This is a genomic window from Sporosarcina sp. (genome assembly GCF_029257255.1).
GTDB lineage: Bacteria > Bacillota > Bacilli > Bacillales_A > Planococcaceae > Sporosarcina.
The window spans coordinates 62,669-84,991 of sequence record NZ_JARICI010000026.1; the positions used below are offsets into that span (position 1 = coordinate 62,669).

Here is a 22,323-nt window from a genome sequence, read left to right on the forward strand (position 1 = left end):
GGTTATGATGAAAATTCATCATAACCATTTTTCATCTCAATACATCCAAATGAACAGCAGAGGCACGAGAAGGGTGTTCCAAGCTCTTCCAATGACATATGGGAGTATTCGTATACCTGCACCTTTCGCGATCGTCATGACTTGCATGTGGATGCTCATGCCGTTTAAAGAAATAATTGCAGCTATCAGTAGTGGGTAAAGACTGTCACCGCTAAAGTGTTCGGTGGCAGACTGGACACCCGATGTCATTTCAAAAACGGCCAATAATAAGGTTTTGGTGACGCCCATATCGACAGGGAAGACAGTAGAAATCAAATTGGACAGAACATTACCGAGTGAAGAAAAGAAAATAACTGTTGTCGCCACCAATAAAATGACAGACGAGCTGTCTTTGATTGAACTGAGCAAAGGTGATGTATTTTGCTGTTCTTCTTTTACAGCAGGAGGTATAACCATTTTCATTCGCTGCTTCCGAAGAAACCACAGCATCACGAGGAAAAACGCAATGTTTGCCAAATGAATGGCGAGTAGTAGTTTCCAGCCGCTTGCCGTGCTGCCGAATAGTTCATTTCCAACAAAACCAATGATGAACATAGGGCCTGGAGCATGACATGAAGCCAGCAGCAGACTGCTTTCGGCTGAGGAAATTTCACCGTTTTTCTTCATTTCACTGACTGTCACGGCACCAACCGGGAACCCTCCGAATGAACCGAGTACATACGCCTTTATGTATCTGCTCCATTGGCCTGCAGGTTGCTGACTGGGCATTTTAAGCAGCCATTGCGTCAAAATGATATAAGGCAATAAATACGGCAGCAGCGCGTGAATGAATAGCTGTGCTCCTGAAACAGCTCCTTCATGCGCGATCTCAGGCTGAATGATAAAGAGAATAATCAAGGCCCAGATGACTGTGACGTTGATCATGGAAGACGTTGACGGACTGGTAAAGGACTTATCATTTGCGTCTCTCCTTCCTATTTTTTGAACTGCAAGGGAATCTACCGTAATATATATGTTAAATTCGTACAGGCTATTAATGGAGGTGTGCTGTAATGAGAATGCGTAAGTGGGGAATAGTGGCCGTCATCCTAATACTGATAGCGGTTCTTGGGCTTTATCCGTTAGATATGTATATTTCAAGACCCGGCGGTGCATATGATTTGGCTCCGCTCGTTGAGGTGGACGGCGGCGATCAAAATGAACGGGGAACATTTAGTCTGATGACGATTGCAATTGGAAAAGCGACGCCTGTAACTTACGCGTTTTCGCATGTGTCAGATAAAATGAAGCTACTGCCTGCTAAAAATGTGAGAAGGCACGGTGAAAGTGACGAAGAATACTCCATCCGTCAGAAAAAGTTGATGGCTGATTCAAAAATGCATGCCATTTCTGTAGCGTTTGAAAAGACCGGGAAGCCGATAGAAAGAATATTTAGAGGTGTGTACGTAGCCAATGTACTGCCGGCCGGAACAGCTGCGGGGAAACTTTTTGCAGGTGACCTGGTCCAATCTATTGATGATGAGAAGCTATCTTCAGCCGAAGAGTTCATTGGCTTGATCGGCAGCAAGAAAGAAGGAGATCTGGTAAGTCTTCGTGTCAGTCGGGGGGAACAGATGCTGACGATTCCGTTAGAACTGAAAAAGTTGCCCGGCGAAGAGCAACGCGTAGGATTGGGTATTCATTTTGAAGAGCAGATTGACATTGAAACGGATCCTAAAGTTGATATCCATACGGAAGATATCGGAGGACCGTCGGCGGGTCTGATGTTCACTCTTGAGCTGATGAACCGTTTAACAGAAGTGGATTTGACAAAAGGATACAATATTGCGGGAACAGGCGAAATGCTGGAGGATGGATCGGTCGGACGTATTGGCGGCATCGATTTCAAAATCATCGCGGCGGACCGTCAAGATATAGAAATATTCTTTGCGCCTGACGATGAGTTGCCGGATGAAGTGAAAAAGAAAAATCCGCAGCTTGTCTCTAACTACGAAGAAGCAAGAGATACTGCGGAAAAAATCGGCACGAAAATGAAAGTTATACCGGTAAAAACGGTGGATGACGCTCTAAGTTACCTGGAACAATTGGAAGAAAAATAACAGCTGTTCTAGAGCAAGATAGGCGGGGTTCGGTAATCCAGGCCGGACAAAGATGCATCCGGCCGCACACCGCACATATAAATATCCGTACTCTTAATATCCAGTTCGAGCGAAGGATCGGACAGGGAAGCTGCTCTGCTGACAAGCGGTAGTTCCAGCTTTTTTTTCGCAATTTGCAAATAACTTCTGCCCGCTTCTGACATCCCGAGAAGCCGAAGATACGCGGGTTCTGTGATTTTATCGCGGGTTGACGCGCGGCAGCCAGTCAGGATGTGGACGAGCATCCGCTGAATTCGTGTCCATGTATAGCGCTTTGATTTGACTGCCTGCATGAAGCTTTGAAACGTCGGCTGCTCTTTAGCGGCTTTGAAAAAGGCGAATTCGATACCTTCCGATATATCCGCAATTTCACTCAGAAGTCCGGGTCCTTCGCGTAGAATCGTATAACGCAGAAGTGGATAAAACTTGTCCCAGCTTTGAAATTCGAACTGCTCCTGCCAGTCATTTAATAATTGAAAAGAAGCAGCTGGCAGAAAAGAGTGAATGTCATCATCTGAATCAGGTGAGAAAATTGATTTTCGGATGCTGGTCGCACTTGCAATAGGGTGGTCGGGCAATTCGGTATCATGATAATGCGTTCCTGTTCTCTCAATTGTCACAGGCTTCATGGAGGATTGAATTTCCCTTGCCGCCTGCATATATTGAAAACCTAAAATATTATTCGGCTCAGCCAAATTGGCTAATTCAACGGAAGTATCAGAGGAAATTATTTCATAACCTTTGCGCAATGCATTCGGATAGCTCAAGCCCTCTTTCATTGCTTGTTGTATCGTTTGTTCATAAATTTGTCGATGCTGTGAAATTAAATCTAAGCTACTGGTAAAAGGAGCGATGGACCCTTGCTCGCTGCCGAAGCAGAAATAACTGCAGCCGGCAGCGTCGAGAAGCTGGATGGCGCCTTTAGCGAATTGTGTAGCGTGTGCCGTTGCAAAGGCATAAGGCAGTTCGATGACCACATCTGCACCGCCTGCGAGAGCCATCTTGGTACGGGTCCATTTATCCACGATCGCAGGCTCTCCCCGTTGCAGAAACTGGCCGCTCATAACTGCGATGATGACATCCGCTCCAGTCTGACTTTTCGCTTCCCGCAAATGAAAAAGATGCCCATTATGAAAGGGATTATATTCTACTGTAATTCCGGTTGCTATCAATGGAATCCTCCTCTATGCTAGTGTATAGTGAATTATAACGTTAAGCTTGTTGGAGTGACAAGAAAATATCTTGACATCCCTTATTTTAAATACTATAATCAACATTGTTGTCTTGAGGTGATAGACATGAAATGGTCCATTCATCAATTACGGAAACATAGGCAAGGCCCGCTATTGCTTGACGAAGCAGTAAATTTAGATTCCGTCAAAAAACGGAATGAAGAAATTAGGGATATTAAGCCTGTTCGAGTAAGCGGAACATGTTCAATTGGTGAGAAAAAGTTAACATGCCAGCTTAGGTTAGAAGGTTCGATGACTCTGCCTTGTGCACGTACGTGGGAAGACGTCGAGTATCCGTTCTCCATAGAATCAGTTGAGCAATTCAGCTGGGACGAGGAGACGCTGCAGCGAGATGATGAAATTCATCCGGCTGAAGCAGATATGATCGATTTTACTCCTGTATTGGAAGAACTTATTTTACTAGAGATCCCGCTGCAAGTATTCTGCGAATCAGCAGATGAAGTGCAGGAGATGGAAGGTAAAGGTTGGTCCTATACAACCGATGAAGAATTGGAAGCGATGCGGCTGCAAGAAGCAGAAGAGAAAGTGGATCCTCGCTTAGCGGGATTGGCTAATTTTTTTCAAACCGATAAAGAGTAAACCCTTATAAGGAGGTGCCCAAAAATGGCAGTACCAAAGAGAAGAACTTCTAAAACGAAGAAAAATATGCGTCGAACTCATTTCAAAATTGAAGCGCCAGGTATGAATACTTGCGACAACTGTGGCGAAATGAAATTGGCACACCACGTTTGCAAATCTTGCGGACACTACAAAGGAAAAGACGTTGTAAACGGATAAGTAGATTCCAAACAGCGAAATAGAAGGCTGTCCTGAGACCATGGCTCAGGACAGTCTTTTTTGTTTTTCATAAAAATGGTATGCTGAAAGAGAAGAGTGTTGGTAGTCTGTGTGGTTCCCGTTAATCGATTTTCCTGGGAGTTAAAATGGGGTATGTTTTGCAGTTGAAACCCGCTGCGGCACTGGGGGATTGCCTTACGCCGTGAGCCAGCCGGCAAAGACCGCGCTAGTTGTCTCATGGCAACGGGCAACCCCGCAGTTGCGCCTTCGCTGGTGCGGGGAATGAATGTCATGTTGTTATTTTCAGAGTTTGGAATTAGTTCATCTGGTCCCCATTTCCCGATCTTTCTGGAAGTTAGAATGGAGTATGCTTTGCAGGACACTGGTTTAGCGCAACTGCCTATCAGAAAAGCTTCGCTGGTGATCATATTACCCGCTCAAGTGCTCATTGCCCTGACTCAGCCGCTTATAGACACCGGCCACGTGATCATTCGGCACTGCTGCGTGATCATACCGCATCCCGCCGTGATCATTGAACCGGCCTCTGCGCTCATAGCTACTCCGAAGTTTTCGTTTCTCGACTTTGCGGGAGCTTTGGATGAAATGTGCAACTGCAGTTTGAATTGAGTGTATTACATGAACACAATATTTATCATGAAAGTCTTCAAAAGTACGATCATACTGCTAATCACATAAGAAGTACTGAAAAACAAGCCAGTGTACCGGAGGGGAAGGCAACCTAAGTACGCCGGCTGGTGTCTTACTTTCTGTAAAGTACACAGAAATACGACAAAGCGAACCCTACGCAGTTCGCTTGGCAACGGTTGCATGACTCACTTCGTGTGAGCCCGCGGCTAAAACACTCCCGGAGGATCAGCGTGTCAGGTGAGACTCTGGACTGAGCGGAGCGAAGGAAGCGGCTCACCGCACGCCCTCCGGAACGCGTCAGCCTGGAACGCAGGGAAACGGGATCTTTTCACTTACCAATTATTCAGATTGTATTAATTTTATTTTTCCATCCAGTTTACATAAAAAAAAGGGGGAAACATTTTGTCTTTTTCTATTTTGATCGAGAATTCAATTGCCTACTTTACAATTACACGTCCTGAAATGCGCAATGCAATCAACTATGACGTCATGGGAGGTCTGGAAGAATTCCTGGACCGAATCGAAGACGATCCAGAAATCTCATTTGCTGTCATCACCGGTGAAGGAGAGCGGGCATTTTGCTCAGGAGGAGACCTCAGTGACTTCCACGGTTTCCAAACAGCAGAAGACGCGTGGCCGATGTTGAGTAGGGGAGCGAATATCCTATACCGTATTGCGACATTGCCAATGCCTACAGTTGCTGTAGTGAACGGAGCGGCAGTCGGGGGAGGTTGCGAGCTGGCGACAGCGTGTGACTATCGATTGGTATCAAACCAAGCAAAAGCAGGTTTCATTCAAGGGACACTGGCCATCACTTCAGGCTGGGGCGGCGCAACGCTTTTATTCGAGAAGAACGGTCCACATGATCAGCTTATGATGTTAACGAGTAGAGCGAGCGTTCATTCAGCGGAAGAATTGAAGCAACTTGGCTGGGCGACTGAACTCTATAGGGGAGATGCTGATACAGCGCTGGAGCAATTTTTAGCACCGATGTTAAAAGTGCACCGCAATGTCCACCGCGCCTATAAAACGATTGCTACAAAAAAGTGGAAGGCGGCTGAACTGCAGCAGGCCATGCAGGAAGAAGCGCGTGTCTGTTCGGTACTGTGGGAAAGTGACGCTCATCATGAAGCGGTGCAACGATTTTTGACGAAGAGCAAGTAAAGTTTATGTAACAAGAAACATAGACTTAGAAGCTGCTGTCTATTTACTTGAAAACGTTTTCAAAAGTAAGATACACTTACTATAAAGTTATACTGTTGGAAAATAGAAACCGAGGAGTGATTGTATGCAAGAAGTCAAAGCGGCAATGGCAGGAACAATTTTTCAAATTGAAGTCAAAGTGGGAGACTCTGTAACCAAAGGACAGACCGTCATTATTCTGGAATCAATGAAAATGGAAATTCCGCTGGAGGCAGAGACGGACGGAACAATCACGGCAATTCACGGTAATGAAGGCGACTTTGTAAATGAAGATGATGTGCTGGTGACAATCCAATCTTGACGGAAGGTGGGGAGTTTCTTGACAAATGATTCGACAAAGACTGCTTATAATGAAAAACTCGAAGAAATCTCTGCTCGCATCTCAGCTGGCGGCGGAGAAAAATACCATCAGAAACTAGAAGAACAAAACAAACTGTTCGTCAGAGAACGCCTGAGCCTTCTGTTCGATGAAGGAAAATATGCAGAAGACGGCAAATTCGCCAACTGTGAAGCAAAAGATCTGCCGGCAGACGGTGTTGTGACGGCGACGGGCAAGATCAATGGTCAGACTGTCTGTGTCATGGCCAATGATTCTACTGTCAAAGCAGGATCCTGGGGAGCGCGGACAGTCGAGAAAATCATACGTATTCAGGAAACGGCGGAGAAACTGCGCGTACCTTTACTTTATTTAGTGGATTCCGCAGGGGCACGCATTACGGATCAACTCGATATGTTCCCGAACCGGCGGGGAGCTGGACGTATTTTCCATAATCAAGTGCGTTTATCGGGGATGATTCCGCAAGTGTGTATTCTGTTCGGTCCTTCTGCTGCAGGAGGTGCTTATATTCCAGCTTTTTGTGATATTGTCATCATGGTCGAAGGCAATGCGTCGATGTACTTAGGTTCTCCAAGGATGGCGGAAAAGGTCATTGGTGAAAAAGTGTCACTCGAAGAAATGGGCGGCGCCCGTATGCACTGCTCCGTCAGCGGGTGTGGCGATGTGCTTGTGGAAAGTGAAAAGCAGGCAATTACGGAAGCACGCAGATATTTGGCGTATTTCCCTGCAAACTACGAGGCAGATACCAGAATCACAAAGCCCGGCACGATAAAAGAAGGGCGTTCATTGGAAGAGATTATTCCTGAAAATCAAAACGCTCCGTTTGATATGTATGAGGCGATCGATCAGCTAGTTGATGAAAACAGCCTGTTTGAGATTAAAAAACTGTTCGCGCCTGAAGTCATTACGACGCTTTCCCGAATCGATGGCCGGCCTGTTGGAATCATTGCAAACCAGCCGAAAGTAAAAGGCGGCGTACTATTTGTTGATTCGGCGGATAAGGTAACGAAATTCATCACGCTTTGTGATGCGTTTTCCATCCCCCTGTTGTTTTTGGCGGATGTCCCGGGCTTCATGATTGGAACGAAAGTGGAGCGCCAGGGGATTATCCGTCATGGAGCGAAACTGATTATGGCGATGAGTTCTGCAACTGTGCCGAAGATCTCGGTCATTGTCCGTAAAGCATACGGCGCTGGTTTGTATGCAATGGCTGGTCCTGCTTTTGAGCCGGATGTCTGTATAGCACTGCCGACTGCACAAATAGCTGTCATGGGTCCAGAGGCTGCTGTCAATGCGGTTTATTCCAATAAAATTGAAGCAATTGATAATACGAAAGAAAAAATAGCTTTCATTAAGGCAAAACAACAGGAATATAAAGAGGAAATTGATATTTATAAGATGGCTTCCGAACTGATCATCGATGAAATTTCAGCTCCTTCTGAACTGCGCAACGTATTGGCAGAAAGACTAGCTTATTATGAAACGAAAGAAATCGTTCGTGCGCCAAGAAAACATCCTGTTTATCCTGTATAATGAAATCAACCAAGAGAGACGCGGCTGTCGTGTCTCTTTTTTTTCAAGGAGGATATGTATGCGATTTGTAATAGTGGGGGCAGGCTCCATAGGATTATTGATCGGCTCCTATTTAGCACAGCATAAAGCAGATGTGACATTTTGGGTGCGGCGAAAAGAGCAGGCAGAGCAGTTGAAAAAAGGATTGGTCCGAATAGATGAAACAGGCGCGGAAACGATGGTATCTGTAAATGCTACTGTGCATCCGGAAGATCTGCCGACTGACGCTTTATGGATTATTGCAGTGAAATACGATGCACTGCATGATGTCTTACATACAGTCAGCTCATTACCTGAGCAACCGGATTTGCTTTTCATTCAAAATGGAATCGGTCATGTAGCACTCGTTGAAAGTTTAGGGCTTTCTCATGCATCTTATTCAACAGTTGAACACGGGGCGGGACGTGTCGATGACCGGACAGTCCGACATAACGGAATTGGACCGATTACTATTGCTGTTTCAAATATAAAAATAGCTGAAACGGTCAAGTGGCTTGAGCAGATTGATCCGCAGCGTTTCCCAATCGCTGTCCAGCAGGATGCAGAAACTTTATTGCTTCGTAAAGCTTTAATTAATTGTGCCATTAATCCGCTGACAGCTGTTTTGCAGGTGAAAAACGGGCAGCTGCTCGAAAATGCATCTTTTTTTGAGTTGTTTCAGAAACAGTGCGCAGAATTGCTTGGCAACTTTCCGGAGATTGCAGACATACTTTCTTATGAGGAAATCGAAGCTGTTTGCAGAAAGACCGCGGGCAATCAATCTTCCATGCTGACAGATCGAATTAAAGGAAATCCGATGGAGATTGAAACCATTGTCACTGCAGTTTTGAACAAAATTCGAAAAAAAGGCGGACAGGCACCTTTATTGGAAATGCTTGAGTTGATGCTGAATGGTTTAAATAGAGGTGGCGGACGCTGATGGCAGAAAATATAATCGGAGCGATTTTGCTCTTTCCTTTTATTGTTTTATTTGTCTTACTGCTGGTCTTTAAAAAAATCAGGGTCACTCCGTCTAAAAGATTCGGCTTGGCGGTGGACTTTACCACGCCATTTGTAGCAAGCGCAGTTACTGTTCTGCTTCACGCGATTTGGGATCAATGGCTAGGGGTTTATGTCATCGGGACTGTATGTGTAATTGCAATTCTTTTTTCCATCATCGAAAGGATAAAGGAAAAAGAGTTTCGGACACAACTTGTGCTGAGAAAAACGTGGCGGGTCTTTTTTCTCTTAGTGACCGCTGCTTATTTTCTGTTAATTATTTCAGGAATCATCTTGCAGATCATACATTATGCTAAGTGATCTGAACTGTACAGGCGTATCAATTCAACCTGTCTGATTGAGATGATATACTGATGGTAGCATTCGATATAAAGGAGTTTATGAGATGGAATTAGACACTATAGAGTTGCCTAAAAAGAATAAATTAATGGAAGTGTATCGTGAAGATCCGCAATTTATCCATAATTTTTTTGATTATGAAGTCACGGCAGCAGGATACGAAGAAAGAGCAAAAGAGCTGATGTATAGGCCTTTCCAAAGAGAGGAACTAGCGGCTGTAATAGAAGGCTATATGCAGCCTTACGGAATTTCTGAATTGGCTGCTCAGCATATTAAGGAACTTTCTTCAGATGCTTTAGCTGTTGTTGGCGGGCAGCAGGCGGGAGTGTTAACAGGCCCTTTATATTCTGTACATAAAGCAATTTCAGTTATTTTATTGGCTCGTGAACAAAGAAGTTTACTCGGAAAACCTGTAGTACCTGTATTTTGGATTGCGGGTGAAGATCATGATATTAATGAAATCAATCATACATATACTGCACAGGATGGAAAGGCTGTAAAGCGCCAGTTTAAACAACCATCTGTTTTGAAAACGACGGCTTCTGATACGATCTATGATCAGAAAGAAATGCATGCATATATAAAAAAGATCTTTAAAGGCTACGGCGAAACGACTTATACAAATAATCTGCTGACGAACGTATTAAAAATAGCGGGCGAGCAGCAAACATACACAGAGTTTTTCACTGCGTTAATGAATCAATTATTCACAAAACATGGCTTATTGTTCCTGGATGCCGCATATAAACCGCTGCGCCAGCTGGAATCGGCGTATTTCTCACAAATGATTGAGAATGCGGCAGATATGGCCAAAAGTATTTATTCAACTGAGCAGAATCTGAACTCTTTAGGTTATGATAAGCCAATTGAATCAGAAGAACAGGATGCGAATCTGTTTTATGTACATGAAACAGGTAGAGTATTGCTGAAAAGAGTCGGCGAAATGTTCGTTAATGAGCAAATTGGCCTTTCTTTCTCTCAACAAGAAATGCATGAACTTGCCAAAAATGAACCTTGGCTTTTGAGCAATAACGTTGCGACACGTCCTCTGATGCAAGACTTGGTATTTCCTGTACTGGCATTTGTCGGAGGTCCGGGTGAGATTGCGTATTGGTCTTTGCTGAAAGAATCATTCCACAAATTAGGTATTCGTATGCCTGTAGTAGTGCCTCGATTATCGATAACACTGATCTCCAGACAAGTGCAGGAAGCGCTGAAATTGACGGATCTGAGCATTCGACAGGTACTGGACCACCAACTTCCACAATTGAAAAAACAATGGCTTGATGAGCAGAAAGATGGTGAATTTGATGCGCTGGTGAATGAGTCGAGACAGCAGCTTGAAGCACAGTTCGACAAGATGCAGGCTCATTTGAAAGAGCAAGATCCCGGTCTGTTGCAGGTTTTAAATAAAAACTTGCAGTTTCACGAACAGCAATTCAGCTATTTGGAAAAGATGAAGGAACAGTCCTTGCTGCGCAAGCACCAAGTGCAGTACAGACGTTATCAGATATTGAGCGAACAGCTATATCCAGAAGGCTCACTGCAAGAGCGTCTCTACTCTCCATACTTCTTTATAAACCAATTCGGCGCAGGTTTCATAGACGAACTCATGCGCCAGCCGTACTGTTTCGACGGTAGCCATCAGTTAGTTTATTTGTAATAGGTCGTAAACAGGAACGGTATTGCCACTGCAATACCGTTTTTTCGTGTTCCTAAATGAAACGTGGATTGAAATGGGAATGTCCCGTCTCTCGAGAAAGAAGGAGTTCTGAATGAAGAGCGTGTTCGAGTTTAAAGCCGCTTCGGCACTGGGGATTTCCTTACGCTGTGAGCCAGCCTGCAAAGAGAACGCATTAATGCCTTAATTTCTGAGAGAACCAGCGGGCAGATTATGTAAAGTGTCGAAATACATGCATACAATGTAGAAAATGCGCAAAACTAAAGAGAAAGAAGTACTATTGACACATTTTAATGATTATGAGAAGAAAAGTTACATACTGGGTGGAGGAAAGTGGGGGGATGTGGTACATTATTTCATATAGTGGGGTGAAGGATATGTTCATGGGGGAATATCAACATTCAATTGATATGAAAGGCCGACTCATTGTACCTTCTAAATTTCGGGAACAATTGGCAGAAGGCTTTATTTTAACCCGTGGATTAGACAACTGTCTATTCGGCTACCCGCTTGATGAATGGCAAAAGCTGGAAGAAAAATTGAAAGCGTTGCCCGTTACAAAAAAAGACGCACGTGCATTTACTCGTTTTTTCTTCTCGGGAGCCGCTGAAGTAGGCATCGATAAACAGGGAAGAGTGAATATTCCTGCCAACTTGCTGGACTTTGCAAAGATCGAAAAAGACTGTATGGTCATCGGCGTATCCAGCCGGTTTGAAATCTGGTCCACTGAACTATGGGAAGCGTACTACGAAGAATCCGAGCAATCATTTAATGACATTGCAGAAAACCTAATTGATTTTGATTTTTGAAAGCAGGCGTTGTAAAAATGTTTAACCATACCACAGTCTTACTGCATGAAGCTGTCGAAGGCTTGAATGTAAAGGAAGACGGCATATATGTAGATTGTACACTTGGCGGGGCGGGTCACAGCGAAGAAATCGTGAAGCTTCTTTCACCAAAAGGTCGTCTGATCTGCTTTGACCAAGACATGACAGCGATTAAAGCTGCAGAAACCAAGCTTGAGAAATACGCAGCACAGGTGCAATTTGTCCATGCGAACTTCAGTGAGTTGAAAAACGAGCTTGCGAACTTAGGAATTACAGAAGTCGACGGCATCCTGTACGATCTCGGAGTTTCTTCTCCACAGTTGGATACAGCAGAGCGCGGGTTTAGCTATCATCTCGATGCGCCTCTGGATATGCGAATGGATACAAGTGCGCCGCTGAGTGCCTATGAAGTGGTCAATGAATGGCCGTATGAAGACCTCGTACGAATTTTCTTCAGATACGGGGAAGAGAAGTTTTCTAAACCGGTCGCACGTAAGATTGAAGAAGCGAGAATGAAAGAACCGATCCGTACAACAGGGGAATTGGCGGAGCTGATCAAAACAGGGATTCCGGCTGCGGCAAGAAGAACAGGCGGCCATCCTGCAAAGCGGGTTTTTCAGGCGATTCGAATTGCTGTAAATGATGAGTTGGGTGCCGCAGAGAAATCTTTGACGGATGCACTTACACTTCTGGCACCGGGCGGACGGATCAGTGTCATCACGTTTCATTCGCTGGAAGACCGTTTATGTAAAAGTATTTTTAAGGAAGCATCCTCTTTACCGGAACTTCCTCCAAATTTACCAATCATCCCTGATGGAATGGAACCTGACGTACGTTTGGTAAATAGAAAGCCCATTGTTCCGACAGATAAAGAGATCGAACAAAATAAGCGGGCTAGATCAGCAAAATTAAGAATAGCAGAGAAGAAATAGAAAAGGGGAATCGAGCAATGGGATTAGAACAACGGAAAATATACACTCCATATACACCGGAAGTCGAACAACATACAACAAAAGAGCAACAAACAGTTGTCCGCCGTGTCAAAAGACGTTTTTCTAAAGGCGAGAATATATTGTTCGCTTTATTTGCAGCATTTACGATTTTGTTTTCTTCTATGCTCTTACAGACGCATTCTGATTTAAACGCTGTAAATAAAGAAGTACAATTAATAAATTCGAAGATCGATGAAACTTTAAAACAGAACTCTGAATTGTCCAATCAGGTGAGCGATAAGATGACTTATGAGCGCATTTGGAAAAAAGCAAAAGAAAATGGCCTGAACCTCAACGAAAGTAACGTAAAGGTCGTGCCGGGACGATGAAGAAGTTTCGATTCCAATGGGGAGCCTTTCTACTGTTAGTTGTATTCGGAGGGCTCTTTTTCATATTATTCGGCAGATTCCTGTTCATTCAGATGACCGGTCAGGTTGACGGCAAGGAACTGGCGAAAATCGCTGCGAATCAATATGAAAAACATAATGTTTTGCAAGCGGACCGAGGTTCCATCATTGATCGTAATGGTGAGCCGATTGCTTCAGACACGCTAAGCTATAAGGTGGTGGCTGTGTTGAGTGAAGCGGCGAGCAGCAAAAACAGTCATAGAAAATATCATGTTCAGGATTATGAAGAGACAGCGAAAGTACTGGCAAAGTACATTCCGATAGAAGAGCAGGAGATCTTGGCTAAAATGAAAAATGCCAAAGAAGGAACGTGGCAGATTGAGTTCGGACGTGCAGGTAAAGATCTGACCCGGGAGACTGTCTTGAAAATGGATAAAGAACTTGCAAAAAAAGGTTTGACCGGTATTTTATTTGTTGAAGGAAAAAAGCGTTTTTATCCAAACGGCCGCTTTGCTTCTTACTTAGTCGGATACGCGCAAAAGGAAGAAACAGACGACAAGAAATCCATTACGGTCGGTAAGATGGGTCTAGAAAAGACTTACGACAAGCAATTGAACGGTAAAGATGGCAAAGTGAATTATAAGTCAGACAGCTGGGGCTATATTTTGCCGTCCACTGATAAAAAAGTAATTCCTCCCGTCAATGGCCAAACGATAAAACTGACGATAGATAAAACGATTGAGAACTTCGTAGAAGAAGCGATGGATCAAGTAGAAAAAGAATACGCACCGAAAAAAATGCTGGTGTTAGTGTCGAATCCAAAAACGGGTGAGATCCTGGCGATGAGTCAGCGGCCGACTTTCAATCCGATGACAAGAGAAGGTCTGACGGAGAACTGGTTGAACGATGCAGTGGAACAGACGATTGAGCCTGGGTCACCGATGAAAATGTTCACACTTGCAGCTGCGGTGGAAGAAAAGAAATGGGACCCTAACGCCTATTTTAAGTCGGGTTCGTATAAAATTTACGACAAAATCATCCGTGACGTTAACGGCACGGGTTGGGGTACCATTACCTTTTTGGAAGGGCTTCAGCGTTCATCTAACGTAGGGATGGCCTATTTGCTGGAACGAATTGGCGATAAAAAGTTCATTGAATACATCCGTGACTTTGGATTTGGCGAACGTGTTGGAATTGATTTGCCTAATGAAGCAAAGGGGATTGTCTTGGATAAGTACCCAGCAGAACGTTTAACTACGTCTTACGGTCAAGGTTCTACCGTTACACCGCTTCAAATGATTCAAGCAGCGTCCGCGATTGCAAATAACGGTGTCATGATGAAGCCTTATGTGATCGATAAAATTATTGATCCGAATACAGATAAAGTGATTGAGAATCACGAACCAGAACAGAGTGGTTCGCCGATATCAGCAGAGACAGCTAAAAAAGTTCGCGAAATCCTGGCGACGACTGTTACTTCAGAAAAAGGTACAGCTCAAAAATATAATCTGCCGAATTATGCAGTAGGCGGAAAAACAGGTACTGCTGAAATTCCACGCACGCAAGGTCCTGGTTATATAGCGGGCTTCGGGAACTATTTGTATTCGTTTCTGGGAATGGCACCAATTGATGACCCGCAGTTGCTAATATATGTAACTGTCCAGCAGCCTAAACTGAAGGCTGGAGAGTATGGATCGGATCCGGTATCAAAGGTGTTTAATCCAATCATGGAAAATAGCTTGAAGTATTTAAATATTGCTCCTGAAAATGAAGAAGAGATTCCTGTCAGTAAAGTAGGAGAATACGTAGGGGGAAATGCAGAAACAGTTGCGGGAACAGCACAGCAGGATGGTTTTAATCCAGTTATCATTGGTGAAGGCGGACAGGTAACGGAACAAATACCGTCTCCCGGCACCCAAATAACAGAGAACTCTATTGTTTTGCTGAAAACTGCAGGCAAGACTGCGCTTCCTGATTTCACAGGATGGTCAAAGAAGACCGTACTGTCGTTTAAACATCTGTCTAAGCTGGATATTCGGATAAATGGGGAAGGCTATGCAGTAGGGCAAAGCGTAACCAAAGGAACGAAAGTAAGTGATCAAGATCCGATTGTCATTGAACTTCGCACTCCGGAAGAACAGTATAACCATAAGAAAACTAAAGCGCAGAAAGAACAGGCAGAAGAGGAAGAAATCATCGGCGGCTGATGAATAGAGCGTATTTCGCTGACATACCTTAGTAGAAAAACAAAGGTAGTGAGTCATTGCGGTCTTTTATTGATATGCAGTCGAAGAAACGTTTACGAGCAGCATTCCTCATTTTCTTGATCAGTATGCTAATGGTAATCGGTAAGCTGTTCCATGTACAGATTGTTAAGCATGAATGGCTGAAAGAAAAAGCCGAGAAGAATTGGGATCTACAAATTCCTTTTGGTGCAATGCGCGGTGAAATATTGGACCGCAACGGCGATTTATTAGTAGGCAATAAACTAGCACCGACGCTTTATTTCATGCCTTCTCAAAATCGGGACATTTCGGACTCTATTCCGGATATTGCAAAAATCCTTAATTCACCAGTCGAATTGTTGGAAAAGAAGATGAACAAAAAAGAATATATGGTCAAGCTGGCTCCGGAAGCAAAAAACATCACAAAGGAACAGGCGGATGCAATTACGAAACTACAGATTCCCGGCCTGTACGTTGGAGTGGATTTCGTCCGTCACTATCCATATAATGACTTGCTTGCCAGACTGATCGGCTTCACGGGATATGACAGTACAGGGCTTGCGGGCATTGAATATGCGTATGATGAGATTTTAAACGGCACAGGTGATAAAATTAGATTGTTTACAGACGCCAAAGGGATCCCGCTGCCGCATGTCGAAGATGATTTCGAACACGGTAAAGAAGGCTCTTCTTTGGAGCTTACTATTGATCTGAAGATGCAGCAAATTGTTGAACGCGAGCTGATTCAAGCGATGGAGAAGTATGATGCAACGCAGGCCTTGGCAATCATAATGAATCCAAAAACAGGTGAACTGCTGTCATTGGCCTCCGTACCGGGTTTTGATCCGCGTGAGTATCAGAAAGCTGAGTCGAAGATTTATAACCGGAATTTACCGGTATGGATGACGTATGAACCAGGCTCGACTTTTAAGATCGTGACTTTAGCTGCGGCACTAGAAGAGAAAGTCATTAACTTGGAAAATGAAGGTTTTTATGATCCCGGCTATACGATGGTGGCGAATGCCCGTCTTCGATGCTGGAAACGGGAAGGGCATAAAGATCAGACATTCCTGGAAGTCGTTGAAAACTCCTGTAACCCCGGTTTTATCACAATGGGCCAACGGTTAGGTAGTGAGAAACTGGATCGTTACATACGTGCATTTGGTTTTGGTGCGTCAACTGAATCCGGTATTGCGGGAGAGGCGAAAGGGATTTTATTTTCTAAAGAAGCCTTTGGACCGGTGGAGCAGGCCACTACTTCATTCGGACAAGGAATTTCTGTTACGCCTATTCAGCAGGTGCAGGCAGTAGCGGCAACGATCAACGGTGGAAACCTTTATAAGCCTTATATTGTCAAGGAAGTGAAAGATTCCAATGGGAAAACCCTTCAAAAGTTCGAACCTGAACTGAAACGGAAGGTAATCAGTGAAGAGACTTCTGCGCAAGTACGTCATGCTCTGGAGTCAGTTGTAGCTAACGGCTCGGGGCGCAATGCGTTTGCCGATGGTCTGCGAATTGGCGGGAAGACGGGGACCGCTCAGAAAGTCGTCGACGGGCGTTATAAAGATGGCGACTATATTGTGTCTTTTATTGGTTTCGCTCCTGCTGATGATCCAGAACTGCTCGTTTATGTTGCAGTCGATAGCCCGAAAAATTCCATTCAGTTTGGTGGAGTTATTGCGGCACCAATTGTAGGGCGAATTATTGAGGAAGTTGCTCCAATTGCCGGCATTGAACGCAGGAAAGATCAACTGGAGAAGGAATACAGATGGGGAGATGCAGTGACGTTTCGTTCTCCTAAGTTGCTGGGCATGAGCGAAAAAGAACTGCTCGCACAAAATTATACTTTCAAAATGAAGTGGCATGGCAAAGGGAAGAAAGTTATACGCCAATTGCCTGCTCCGAATACGTTGATGACCGTGGAAGACACGATTCATCTTTATACAGAATAATAAATATCGCAGGACCCAAGAGCGGATCTGCTGTTAATTAGAAGGAGAACCTATCATGACACTAGGTACGACAGTCACGACAATTGCTGTAACTTTCTTTGTTTCAGCAATTGTCGGGGTGATCATCATCCCATTACTCAGAAGGCTGAAATTTGGCCAAAGCATTCGTGAGGAAGGTCCGCAGGCTCATATGAAAAAAGCTGGTACGCCGACAATGGGCGGACTGATCTTCCTCATCTCTATCACAATATCCACACTAGTTTTATCTTACATATACGATACGCTGACAACCCATACGATCGTGCTGTTAATTGTGCTGCTTGGCTATGGGTTCATCGGCTTTTTAGATGACTTTATCATAATTGTCGCAAAAAGAAACTTAGGGTTAACGTCATTGCAGAAACTGATCGGCCAAATTATCATTGCGATTCTCGCCTTTTTCTTATTGAAACTGGGGCCGTTTGAAACCGTCGTAACCATTCCGTTCACGACGGTCGGTATAGATCTTGGCGTATTTTACGTAGCATTTCTTATTTTTTGGCTGGTAGGCTTCTCGAACGCTGTAAACTTGACGGACGGACTTGACGGCCTTGTTGGCGGAACGTCGACTATCGCTTTTTCAGCATTTGGTGTGTTTGCTCTAGTCTACGAGCAAAATGATATCGCGTTATTTGCTTTCGTTGTGTCGGGCGCAATGCTCGGTTTCTTATTGTTCAACAGTAAACCGGCTAAAGTGTTCATGGGTGATACAGGATCTCTTGCACTCGGTGGGGCACTGGCTATGCTGTCCGTGCTGATCAAACAAGAATTATTGTTGCTGGTGATTGGAATCGTTTTTGTCATCGAAACGCTATCTGTCATCATTCAAGTAGCAAGTTTTAAACTGACAGGCAAACGTGTCTTTAAAATGAGTCCGATTCATCATCATTTTGAGTTATCCGGCTGGTCAGAATGGAAAGTCGTTCTCGTGTTTTGGGGAGTAGCTTTATTGGCTGCGCTCGTACCTGTCTTTTTGGAGGTCATGTAAATGAAGAATACAGATCAGTTTATAGGGAAGAAAGTTCTCGTAGTTGGGCTAGCGAAAAGTGGTGTCGCTGCTGCCGGCCTGCTTCATCGTCTTGGTGCAGATGTTGTCGTCAATGATGTCAAATCAACAGAAGGCAATGAAGAAGCAGCTGAACTTCAAGCGCAAGGGATTGAAGTAATTGGCGGAGGCCATCCAAGTGATTTATTGGAACGGGGTTTCGACTTCATTGTGAAGAATCCGGGGATTCCCTATACGAACCCATTGATAGAGAAAGCCGTCTCCGCAAATATTCCGATTTGGACAGAAGTTGAATTGGCCGGGCGAATCAGTGAAGCTTCGATCATTGCGATTACTGGTTCTAACGGAAAGACCACGACGACTACTTTGCTGTACCATATGTTGAATATTGGCAAGAAAAAGCCGCTGATAGCCGGTAATATTGGAACGGTAGCCTGTACGGTGGCGGAAGAAGCCAAGGCGGATGAAATCATGGTGCTGGAAGCTTCTTCTTTCCAATTAGCAGGAACGTACAGTTTTAAACCGAGTATTGCCATATTCACAAATCTATATGAAGCACATTTAGATTATCACGGGTCACTCGACGAATATCTGGATGCGAAGCTGCAGGTTGCACGCAATCAGACAGAAGAAGATTACTTGATCTTTAATCAGGATCAGGAAATCATGAGACGTTCAGTTACAACGATTCTTTCTCAGAAAGTTCCCTTTACTGCGCAAGGGAAGAGTGATGTGGGTATTTCCGCTGATGATGAATGGATTTATTGGCTTGGCGAACCATATATTGAGAAGAAAATCATAAAACTGCCGGGACGTCATAATTTAGAAAACATTTTAGCAGCGGTTGCAGCTGCAATTCTCTCTGGCTGTGACAAACCAGCGATAGAAAATGTGTTAAGTTCATTTACCGGCGTGCGACACCGTATGCAGTATGTGAGAGAAGTACAAGGACGGACAATTTTTAATGATTCCAAAGCAACGAATACACTGGCTACAAAAAGTGCTCTGTCATCATTCAAAAATCCTATCATACTGCTTGCTGGCGGTTTGGAACGCGGTCATTCATTTGAGGAGTTGCGTCCGTTTATGGACAATGTCCGTGTTACTGTAGCGATCGGAGAAACGGCACAGCGTTTCGCAGAGTTTGCTACTTCCTGCGGTGTGGCAGAAACAATTCTTGCTGCTGACATGGAAGAAGCAGTAAAGGTAGCATATGAAGCGAGTGAGGAGAACGATGTAATTCTTCTGTCTCCAAGTTGCGCAAGCTGGGATCAATATCCGAATTTTGAAATTCGGGGCGATCGATTTATTGAAGAAGTAATGAAATTGTAAATAGGCTGTAATAGTTGAAGCGTATAATTGCGAAACGACTGACTAATTTGCGGAAGGATGCGAACGCTGGAAAGAACTTTTCGAGCTGTCTTTTTACTGTCGGCTATGCTGCTGTCGGTTATTGGACTGATTTTTGTTCAATCGGCAGGTTCTTACTGGGGAGAAGTGCATTACCAAGATTCTTCTCCTTTCTTTGTCAAACAAGGCGTCTATATGGCTATATCTCTTGGAGTCGCCTATGCTCTGTACAGAAGTCCTCTGACATCGCGTCCTAGATTTTGGACGTATTTCTACATCGGATCTATTCTGGCGCTTATAGCGGTCTTGATACCTGGAATAGGTGTAGTGCGCAACGGCTCTCAAAGTTGGATTGCACTCGGTCCAATTAGTTTGCAGCCTGCCGAGTTCGTCAAGGTTGCTCTGCTTGGTAAATTAGCGAGCAGTATGAAAAAAGATAGTCGGAAATCTTGGCAATGGCAGCATTTTGCGTTGATTTTACTGCCTGCCGCACTGATTATGATGCAACCTGATTTAGGTTCTGGCGTCATAATGATCGTTTCGGCATTTGTCATTCTTTTTCTGGCAGGCTATCCATTGTCCTTCTTCATCTTTCTGTTTGTATCAGGTACGACAGCCTTTGTCGGTCTGATATTAGCTGCGCCCTATCGATTGGATCGTATTAAATCGTATATCGATCCTTGGAATGATCCGCTAGGCACGGGCTTCCAGAGTATTCAGTCGCTGTTTGCGATTGCGCCTGGCGGTTTATTCGGACATGGTCTCGGAAACAGCCGGCAGAAATTCCTGTATTTACCTGAACCTCAGAATGATTTCATCTTTTCAATTATTGCGGAAGAAATCGGTTTTATTGGTGCCGCGTCCATTGTCTTGCTTTTTATTTTATTGCTGGGGTCAGCGTTCGCGATTGCAATCCGGCTGCCCGACTGGAATTCATTCCTGGTCGTATCCGGGATGGTGTCGATGATTATGTTTCAAACTTTTTTAAACATGGGGGTCGTGTCGGGACTTTTGCCGGTAACCGGAGTGACATTGCCTTTCATCAGTTATGGCGGTTCGTCGCTGTTGACGACCTGGCTGGCTATAGGAACTATTTTGCACTTTGCAAAAGGCAAAAAGGCAGGCTGAAAGGAGAGCAGTTCTATGGATAAAGTAATTGATATTGAAGAACGGATTCCGTCCATGCGCAAGAAACGCAGAAGGAAGACGAATAAGAAATTCATTCTGCTAATTGTGATGTTCTTACTCGTTCTATTTTCATTGCTTTATTTCCAATCTCCTTTAAGTAATGTAAAAGATATCTCCATCAACGACACCGAGCTCGCAAACGGAAACTTTTATAAAGATCAAAGCGGTTTGTTTACAGGTCAGTCATTTTGGGGATTCAAAACAGCAGATGTCGAGAAGAAACTGTTGAAAATCACTGGAGTGAAGGAAGTTTCAGTCTCAAGGAAATTTTTAAACCACGTAACAATCAGCATTTCTGAATGGGAGCCGATTGCGTATATAGAAGATAAGGCGCAATACGATTTATTGTTAGTAAATGGTGACCGTATTGAAGTGGATGAGCCGGAAGCCATGCTACACGCTCCTATTCTGTCAGGATTTTCTAAATCGGAGATTACGAAGCAAATGATCTTGCAACTACAGGAAATGGATGATTCTGTTTTTGAACTAATTTCAGAAGTTCATTATACAGAGGAAGATAAAATTAAGGTATTCATGAATGATGGCTATGAGGTGCATGCTGTCATCATGAGTTTTGCAGAAAAAATGTCTTACTATCCTGAAGTTATTGCTCAGTTGCCGAAGGAAGAAAAAGGAATCCTGGACATAGAAATTGGTGTGTTCTTTAAAACCTATACTGATTACTATGATGAATTAGGACAGGGGAGAGAAGATGAGCAAGCAATTGAAAGCAACCCATAAGAAAAAGGGGAGACAAGTAGTTTTCTCAATCGTCTTCCTGGTCCTTGGTTTTATTCTGGCCTTTTCGTATCGAACGGTCGGCGGCAACCATATGGAATTGGACGAGACTCAGTCTGATTTATTTGTCCAGGAAGAGAAATACAGAGAAGACTTAATTGAGCAGCAGGAACGCAATAAGGAATTGACTGATGAGTTGTTCGATAAACAAAAAAGCGTACAGGAATTCGAGCAGAAGTTTTCAAATAAAGAAGAGAATCATGCAGTGCTGGTTGAGAAAGCAAAGGATCTCCGTTTACTGTTAGGAGTCATCCCAGCAAAAGGCACTGGCTTAAAAGTGACGATGGAAGATGCTGATTACGATCCTTCCTTACAGAATCCCAATGATTACATAGTCCATGAAAGTCATGTGTTGCGTGTCATTAATGAATTGAAAATCGCTGGCGCGCAAGGAATGACGATCAATGGCCAGCGAGTAAATTCAAATTCGTACATAAAGTGTACAGGCCCTGTTATTATGATAGATGGAAGAACGTTTCCAGCCCCTTTTACGATTGAAGCAATTGGCGATCCGAAAGTATTGTCACCTGCTTTGCACTTGAAAGGAGGCGTAATTGACGGGCTGTTGCGAGATAACATTGTCGTAACAACTGAGGAAGTGAAAGAAATTAAACTTCCTGCAATCCGTGATAAAGCTTGATAGACAGAGGGG

Annotated in this window: 22 protein-coding genes; 20 read left to right on the top strand and 2 right to left on the bottom strand. The window is 44.1% G+C overall.

Annotated elements, in window-relative coordinates; all coding sequences use genetic code 11:
* Window positions 1–36 precede the first annotated feature (36 nt).
* Window positions 37–924, bottom strand: a complete 888-nt coding sequence (locus Q1J64_RS06165) for a hypothetical protein (RefSeq protein ID WP_301108203.1) — start codon at window positions 922–924, stop codon at window positions 37–39.
* 128 nt (window positions 925–1,052) lie between these two features.
* Between Q1J64_RS06165 and Q1J64_RS06170 the strand changes: the two genes are divergently transcribed.
* The gene (locus Q1J64_RS06170) at window positions 1,053–2,099 is read left to right on the top strand and encodes a SepM family pheromone-processing serine protease (protein ID WP_301108204.1); all 1,047 of its coding nucleotides are present in this window, start codon (window positions 1,053–1,055) and stop codon (window positions 2,097–2,099) included.
* Between the two features lie 8 nt (window positions 2,100–2,107).
* Here Q1J64_RS06170 and Q1J64_RS06175 read toward each other — a convergent pair whose 3' ends face one another.
* Window positions 2,108–3,310 (bottom strand): nucleotidyltransferase, encoded by a 1,203-nt coding sequence (locus Q1J64_RS06175; RefSeq protein WP_301108205.1) that lies wholly within the window; start codon window positions 3,308–3,310, stop codon window positions 2,108–2,110.
* 126 nt (window positions 3,311–3,436) lie between these two features.
* Between Q1J64_RS06175 and Q1J64_RS06180 the strand changes: the two genes are divergently transcribed.
* The 19 genes from Q1J64_RS06180 to Q1J64_RS06270 all read left to right on the top strand — a co-directional run bounded on the left by Q1J64_RS06180 (window position 3,437) and on the right by Q1J64_RS06270 (window position 22,311).
* A complete protein-coding gene (locus Q1J64_RS06180; protein WP_301108206.1) occupies window positions 3,437–3,970 on the top strand; it encodes a YceD family protein in 534 nt (177 codons plus the stop codon).
* Window positions 3,971–3,994: 24 nt separating this feature from the next.
* A complete protein-coding gene (gene rpmF, locus Q1J64_RS06185; RefSeq protein ID WP_153720521.1) occupies window positions 3,995–4,168 on the top strand; it encodes a 50S ribosomal protein L32 in 174 nt (57 codons plus the stop codon).
* Between the two features lie 237 nt (window positions 4,169–4,405).
* Entirely contained in the window at window positions 4,406–4,795 is a 390-nt protein-coding gene (locus tag Q1J64_RS06190; RefSeq protein ID WP_301108207.1) for a hypothetical protein, read from the top strand.
* 423 nt (window positions 4,796–5,218) lie between these two features.
* The gene (locus Q1J64_RS06195) at window positions 5,219–5,980 is read left to right on the top strand and encodes an enoyl-CoA hydratase/isomerase family protein (RefSeq protein WP_301108208.1); all 762 of its coding nucleotides are present in this window, start codon (window positions 5,219–5,221) and stop codon (window positions 5,978–5,980) included.
* Between the two features lie 124 nt (window positions 5,981–6,104).
* A complete protein-coding gene (locus tag Q1J64_RS06200; RefSeq protein ID WP_301108209.1) occupies window positions 6,105–6,320 on the top strand; it encodes an acetyl-CoA carboxylase biotin carboxyl carrier protein subunit in 216 nt (71 codons plus the stop codon).
* Window positions 6,321–6,338: 18 nt separating this feature from the next.
* On the top strand, window positions 6,339–7,889 hold the full coding sequence (locus Q1J64_RS06205) for an acyl-CoA carboxylase subunit beta (RefSeq protein ID WP_301108210.1): 1,551 nt from the start codon (window positions 6,339–6,341) through the stop codon (window positions 7,887–7,889).
* A 58-nt stretch (window positions 7,890–7,947) separates the two neighbouring features.
* Window positions 7,948–8,847 carry a ketopantoate reductase family protein gene (locus Q1J64_RS06210; RefSeq protein ID WP_301108211.1) on the top strand — a complete coding sequence of 300 codons (900 nt, stop codon included), beginning with the start codon at window positions 7,948–7,950 and terminating at the stop codon, window positions 8,845–8,847.
* Window positions 8,847–9,227, top strand: coding sequence for a DUF3397 domain-containing protein (locus tag Q1J64_RS06215; protein ID WP_301108212.1), 381 nt, complete (start codon window positions 8,847–8,849; stop codon window positions 9,225–9,227). The genes Q1J64_RS06210 and Q1J64_RS06215 overlap by 1 nt, the downstream gene beginning before the upstream one ends.
* An 85-nt stretch (window positions 9,228–9,312) precedes the next feature.
* A complete protein-coding gene (bshC, locus tag Q1J64_RS06220) occupies window positions 9,313–10,929 on the top strand; it encodes a bacillithiol biosynthesis cysteine-adding enzyme BshC (RefSeq protein ID WP_301108213.1) in 1,617 nt (538 codons plus the stop codon).
* Between the two features lie 395 nt (window positions 10,930–11,324).
* Entirely contained in the window at window positions 11,325–11,756 is a 432-nt protein-coding gene (gene mraZ / locus Q1J64_RS06225; protein WP_301108253.1) for a division/cell wall cluster transcriptional repressor MraZ, read from the top strand.
* A 17-nt stretch (window positions 11,757–11,773) separates the two neighbouring features.
* Window positions 11,774–12,706, top strand: coding sequence for a 16S rRNA (cytosine(1402)-N(4))-methyltransferase RsmH (gene rsmH, locus Q1J64_RS06230; RefSeq protein WP_301108214.1), 933 nt, complete (start codon window positions 11,774–11,776; stop codon window positions 12,704–12,706).
* A gap of 17 nt (window positions 12,707–12,723) precedes the next feature.
* On the top strand, window positions 12,724–13,095 hold the full coding sequence (ftsL, locus tag Q1J64_RS06235) for a cell division protein FtsL (RefSeq protein WP_301108215.1): 372 nt from the start codon (window positions 12,724–12,726) through the stop codon (window positions 13,093–13,095).
* The gene (locus Q1J64_RS06240; RefSeq protein WP_301108216.1) at window positions 13,092–15,320 is read left to right on the top strand and encodes a penicillin-binding protein; all 2,229 of its coding nucleotides are present in this window, start codon (window positions 13,092–13,094) and stop codon (window positions 15,318–15,320) included. Before ftsL ends, Q1J64_RS06240 begins: the two co-directional genes overlap by 4 nt.
* 74 nt (window positions 15,321–15,394) lie before the next feature.
* Entirely contained in the window at window positions 15,395–17,290 is a 1,896-nt protein-coding gene (locus Q1J64_RS06245) for a penicillin-binding transpeptidase domain-containing protein (RefSeq protein ID WP_301108254.1), read from the top strand.
* A gap of 55 nt (window positions 17,291–17,345) precedes the next feature.
* Window positions 17,346–18,317 (top strand): phospho-N-acetylmuramoyl-pentapeptide-transferase, encoded by a 972-nt coding sequence (gene mraY / locus Q1J64_RS06250; protein ID WP_301108217.1) that lies wholly within the window; start codon window positions 17,346–17,348, stop codon window positions 18,315–18,317.
* On the top strand, window positions 18,318–19,667 hold the full coding sequence (gene murD, locus Q1J64_RS06255) for a UDP-N-acetylmuramoyl-L-alanine--D-glutamate ligase (protein ID WP_301108218.1): 1,350 nt from the start codon (window positions 18,318–18,320) through the stop codon (window positions 19,665–19,667).
* 57 nt (window positions 19,668–19,724) lie between these two features.
* Window positions 19,725–20,813 (top strand): putative lipid II flippase FtsW, encoded by a 1,089-nt coding sequence (gene ftsW / locus Q1J64_RS06260; protein WP_301108219.1) that lies wholly within the window; start codon window positions 19,725–19,727, stop codon window positions 20,811–20,813.
* A gap of 15 nt (window positions 20,814–20,828) precedes the next feature.
* Window positions 20,829–21,614, top strand: a complete 786-nt coding sequence (locus tag Q1J64_RS06265; protein WP_301108220.1) for a cell division protein FtsQ/DivIB — start codon at window positions 20,829–20,831, stop codon at window positions 21,612–21,614.
* Window positions 21,586–22,311, top strand: a complete 726-nt coding sequence (locus Q1J64_RS06270) for a DUF881 domain-containing protein (RefSeq protein ID WP_301108221.1) — start codon at window positions 21,586–21,588, stop codon at window positions 22,309–22,311. Before Q1J64_RS06265 ends, Q1J64_RS06270 begins: the two co-directional genes overlap by 29 nt.
* The last annotated feature ends 12 nt before the right edge of the window (window positions 22,312–22,323 follow it).